This is a genomic window from Nonomuraea sp. NPDC046570, from assembly GCF_040645915.1.
Lineage (GTDB): Bacteria > Actinomycetota > Actinomycetes > Streptosporangiales > Streptosporangiaceae > Nonomuraea.
On record NZ_JBEYZF010000096.1, the window covers coordinates 1 to 4,867 of the forward strand.

A 4,867-nucleotide genomic window follows, 5' to 3' on the forward strand; every position below is an offset into this window, starting at 1 on the left:
AGAAGGGCGTCTAGGTCTGTCTTCACACACTGACCATGGACGCCCTTCGTCACGTCCGCAGTCGATCACCGAATTTCACATCAGCGATCTAGGGGAAGCGGCGTGTCCCGCGGCAATGGCGGCAGGATGATCAGGCTTCCACCTCAGCTGCCTACAGGCCTCAAGCCTTGGCCCTCGCGATCATCCCGGAGCCTGAGGCGCCCGCCGGAATCAACCGTTGAGGTCTCCATCAAAGTCGGGGCGGTTCAGATGCCCGTGTGCGCCAAGGCTTGGACGGCGTCTGGGGTCCAGGTGTACTCGACTACGGGTAGTTCAAAGCCTGCCGGGAAGCGTTCCACGAACTCTCGTGTGGCCTGGCCACCGCTTCGCTCGTAGAAGCCGATGGCCGACGCGTTATCACGGAGCACCTCGAGGTAGATGGCCTTACCGGAATGATGGGCGACTGCCCAGGTGAAAGCGTGACGCATGAGCTGACGACCGATGCCCGAGCGTTTGCGTGTGGGGAGCACGTGAAGGTTTTCCAGCAGGACCCGGCCGTCGGGCTGCAGGAACAGATAGACGAACCCGTGAAGCGCGATGCCCTCTACCGCTACGACCAGCAAGACGGAGTTCTCGCTTACGGACTCAAGCGTGGACCACGAGAGTCGCGTGGTCCAGATGGCCCTGCGCGCTTCCTGCAGCGGTCCGTTGAGGTAGGTGGCGGGCATGATTCCAGCGTAGGCAGTCTGCCAGCTCTCGGTGTGCAGCGCTGCGATAAGTTCGGCGTCATCCGTTGTACCTGCCCTGAAGTGCATGGGCTTAGAGGGTGCCATACCCACTTATGGGCCTGACGGCGAGGTCGATGTTGGCACGAACGCCCCGCACCGTGATGGGCGGTTGCGGGGCGTTTTGCGGTGGAGCCTAGCGGATTCGAACCGCTGACATCCTGCTTGCAAATCGTCATGATCGCCCAGGCTATGGGGCTTGACCTGCGCGAGAGCGGTTCCGCCTGTGTCCGCGAGTGACCGCCATTGCCCCCTTTATGGCCCGCTAATGGCCCGCCCGTCGTGGCCTTACTCGTGCGGACGCACACACTCCTCCCCCGCCCGATCTTCCCGTCTGCCTCGTCCCACATGTAATGCAGCGGGGCAAGGCCAGGGGGGCAAGGTGGAGCGCCCCGCTGGACGAACGACCTTGACCCCCTGGCCTTGATCTGCTGGGCTTCGCCTGGGACGCGGCGGGCGGGGAGATCGGGCTCACGCTCGCCACTGATGACCTGAAAGATCCGCCCCTGATCATCCCGGAGCCGAGTCCCCCGCCGGAGGCGGCTTGTTGGAGGTGGTCCACTCATGGGACATTGCGCCTCGTGGACGAATATCGGCGATCTCTCTGGTACAGAACCTGCTTCGTTCTAACGATCTTCAGCCTCGGATGGGTGACATCAGGCCTGTGCTTGGCGTTGTCGGATCTCAGCAAGCCCTGGCCGTTATGGCATGTGTGGACCGGCATTGGGCTCGGCTTTGTGACCACAATCATCAACACGATTGGTCGCTCGCGATACCGGGCGTGGACCAAGCTTTGAGTCATGATGGCAAGGCGGGCGGAAGACTCCGCGCGGCTCCCGCGCGAGACCGGCCCCCCAGGCCGCAGCTCGCGCGGGGAGGGCCGCGCGGGTGCGGCGGCGCAGCCGCCGCCTTGATCCCTATGAGAACAATTCGGCAGTGCTTGTGACGTCAGTCGAGGAGTTCGTGGCGTCGGGTGTTCAGGGCGCGGCGGGCGGTGTCGAATCGTTCGTGGAACTCGTTGGCGAGGGCTTCGCGGCGGTAGCGCTGGCGTAGGACGCGGTCGAGGTCTCCGGCCCTGTTGACGAGGTCGGCGAGTGATTTGCGGTCGATGTCGAAGGCGCGGTGTCCTTGTTCGACGGCTGCGTATCGGCTGCTGCGGGCCGTACTCATGACGGCGACCGAAGAGGACGGGATCGTGAGCCGCAACCCCGCCAAGATCAAGGGCGCCGACAACGAGCACACGGCCGCACGCCCCATCCTCACCATCGCCCAGGTCTTCGAACTGGCCGACCGCATGGGCCGAAACCCTGCCGGCAACATCCGCGCCCTCAAGGCCGGCGGCTACCAACTGCGCTTCAGGCGGGGCGAAGGCACACACCCGCATCCGGGGATCTTCGCCACGCGAGCCGACGCAGAACGAGCGCTGTGGACGCTGGCTGACCACGGGCAAGCCGACTCCACCCACGATCGCCGCTTCCGTGCGCTGGTGCTGCTGGCCACCTTCGCGAGCCTGCGCTGGGGTGAGGTGACAGCCCTGCGCAGCGCGGACCTCGACCTGAAGGCCCGCACGGTCCGAGTCCGCGAACAACTCCTCGAACTCGGCGGGAGAAGGATGGTCCTCGGCCCGGTCAAGTCACGGGCGGGCAGGCGAACCGTCAGCATCCCCTCGGCGATCATCCCCGCGCTGGTCGAGCACCTTCGGGACTTCATCGGCCAGGGCGACGACGCGTTCGTGTTTCTCGGCAAGCGAGGCGGGTTCCTGCAGGGCGGAAACTTCCGGCGAGAGGCGCGCTGGTCCGAAGCCCTGGCCGCGATGGGCCTTCAGGGGTTCCACTTCCACGACCTGCGCCACACCGGCAACACGCTCGCTGCGCAGTCGGGAACGAGCCTGGCCGACCTCAAGGCACGCATGGGACACGACAGCGACCGGGCCGCGCTGATCTACCAGCACGCCACACGCGCGGCCGATCAGAAGATCGCTGACGCCCTAGACGCGAGAGTCGCGGAGGAACGCGGGGATGACGAGGACGGCGCGGCGGGAGTGCTCGTCCCGGCAGGCTAATGGCACGTTAATGGCACGAACGCCTCACACCAAGATCAGGTGTGAGGCGTTTCCGCTGGTGGAGCCTAGGAGATTCGAACTCCTGACATCCTGCTTGCAAAGACGCAAGTCGATCTCGCTTCACCAGCGCCAAACGCACCTCAGCGTACCGATGATGCTCCCGTGACTTCCCGCCGTTCCCCCATGTTCCCGCCCTATCGGGCACGCAACGGGCACGCCAGGGATGGCGTTTGGTCGAGGTTGCGTTCATCGGCGTCGCCGAAGGCGCCTGCCGCCACTTCCGGTCGCCGAAGCCGCTTCACCGGCCCGCCCTATATAGGCGAGTTCTATTCAGAAGGTCAGCAGAAGGCTTCCTGGACCGAGTTCTGCGGCTCGGCCACGATGAGGGCATGACGAAGAACGGACCAGCCCAGCCGCCGACGGCGGGTGGAGGAGCAGGCTTGCGCCCGAACTGGGCGGCAATGAGCGCTCTGGCGGGTGCGGTAGCCGCCGTGGTCGCGCTGGTCGCCTACCTGGCGCCGCCGGCCCCGCCTCCACAGACCCAGTCCGACGCGCCAGTCACCACCCCGGCTCCGCAGCCGTCGGCACCGGATCCGGTCACCACCCGGCCCGCACCGCCGACCCCGAGCCCGTCGCCCGAGTCCAGCGAGCCCCAGCCGCCGGCGCCAAGCCCCACGCGAGCGGTCCCGGTTGACTCCTCGCTGGTGTCAGCGGTCCGGCCCGGCGGTTGCGACGAGGCGTCGACGGCGCTGACCGCATACCGCCGGAACGCCGTGACCACCCGCAGCAGCCAGGCAGCCGCGGCTCACCAGACCTACCTCGACCTGATGGGCGCGGTCCTCGACGCGCAAGGAGCGGTGGGGGCGACGATCAGGCGACTGGCCGCCGAATTCCAGGAACTGAACTTCCGGCTGACCGGCATGACCGGCGGCGATCCCAACCAGGTGATCGCGGATATCAACACGGACCTCGCCGAGTTCAAGAGGCTGTGCGGATCCGGCTGACCTGACGACACGTCACAGCCGGACTGGCGCGCGGCGGCTGCGAAGCAGCGGAGGCCAGTGGGGCCGCGCATGAGCGCCGTTCCCGCGTGCTCATCACCTCCGCCAGCGCACACCCGACATCGCAACTGCGGCAGGCGGCGCACTTCGCGGCCTTCCCGATCGACATCCCGCTACGGGCGATGGCCGCTGACTGCCGCCCCGGCAGCACCGTCCTCGACCCCATTCAGCGCGGTAGGGCGCCTGATGGCAGCCACGGCCGGTGTCGTTGCTGTATTTCTTTGCTGTACGGCGCGGAAAAGGCCACTTCCCGATCACGGGAGTGGCCTTTGACGCGGGGTGGAGCCTAGGAGATTCCTGCTTGGCCAAGCAAATCGAACACTAGTTCGAGTACTGACGAACGGCCCTTTCGCCCTGCGGTGGCAGACCCGTGACATCCATCAACGTCCACCGACGTCCAGCAGCGCCCGCCGCGATTGTCACCCAGTTAGACACCCAATCAGCGGAAGGTCAGATAGGCGCTTCGCGCGTCTTTATAGCGCACGCTTCGCGTGCAAGTGCGGCTGGAACACTGGGGGGGCGATGTGGCTACCTGAACACATGTGACCCCCTCATCATCTGGTACGCCTGCCATGCTCATCACGCCGCCGACGTCGTCGCCGAGCACCGCCGACGCGCTCCCTGGTACCGCACCAAGAGCCAGCCCAGCTTCGACGACATGCTCGCCCTGCTCCGCCGCATGATCATCGCCTCACGATTTTCCGCTACCCGGCCCGCGCAGCCCGACCTCGCGAAAATCGAGGACGAGGCTCTGGCTTGGGCTTACGCAACGGGATAACGGCCAAACTCGAGCAAGGAATCAACCTAACCTTCAATGAGGTGATCTCAGCGAATTGCCGGTAGGTGGCCGTGCTCGAAATGGGTGAGGACAAGCGCCGCGCGGGCGATGTCGCCGATTCTGCGGGGGCTGATGGTGATGTGCTGGAGGATCCGCCAGCGGCCTTTGAGCAGGGCGAACCCGCGCTCGCCGAGACAGCGCA

The 4,867-nt window shown here is 66.0% G+C and carries 4 protein-coding genes and 1 pseudogene; 2 read left to right on the plus strand and 3 right to left on the minus strand.

The features are described 5' to 3' along the window. Positions 1–245 precede the first annotated feature (245 nt). Both ABZ911_RS42870 and ABZ911_RS42875 read right to left on the minus strand, forming a co-directional pair. Positions 246–707: a GNAT family N-acetyltransferase gene (locus ABZ911_RS42870; protein ID WP_358070379.1), complete on the minus strand. Its 462-nt coding sequence runs from the start codon at positions 705–707 to the stop codon at positions 246–248. A gap of 1,005 nt (positions 708–1,712) precedes the next feature. Then, on the minus strand, positions 1,713–1,934 hold the full coding sequence (locus ABZ911_RS42875; RefSeq protein WP_358070382.1) for a hypothetical protein: 222 nt from the start codon (positions 1,932–1,934) through the stop codon (positions 1,713–1,715). Positions 1,935–1,959: 25 nt separating this feature from the next. On the opposite strand from ABZ911_RS42875, the gene ABZ911_RS42880 reads away from it, so the two are divergent. Together ABZ911_RS42880 and ABZ911_RS42885 are read left to right on the plus strand one after the other, a co-directional pair. Beyond that, the gene (locus tag ABZ911_RS42880; RefSeq protein ID WP_358070385.1) at positions 1,960–2,826 is read left to right on the plus strand and encodes a site-specific integrase; all 867 of its coding nucleotides are present in this window, start codon (positions 1,960–1,962) and stop codon (positions 2,824–2,826) included. A 440-nt stretch (positions 2,827–3,266) separates the two neighbouring features. Next, entirely contained in the window at positions 3,267–3,830 is a 564-nt protein-coding gene (locus ABZ911_RS42885) for a hypothetical protein (RefSeq protein ID WP_358070388.1), read from the plus strand. Between the two features lie 882 nt (positions 3,831–4,712). On the opposite strand, the pseudogene ABZ911_RS42890 reads toward ABZ911_RS42885, so the two are convergent. Next, positions 4,713–4,867: pseudogene (locus tag ABZ911_RS42890) on the minus strand (IS5/IS1182 family transposase); the annotation flags it as partial.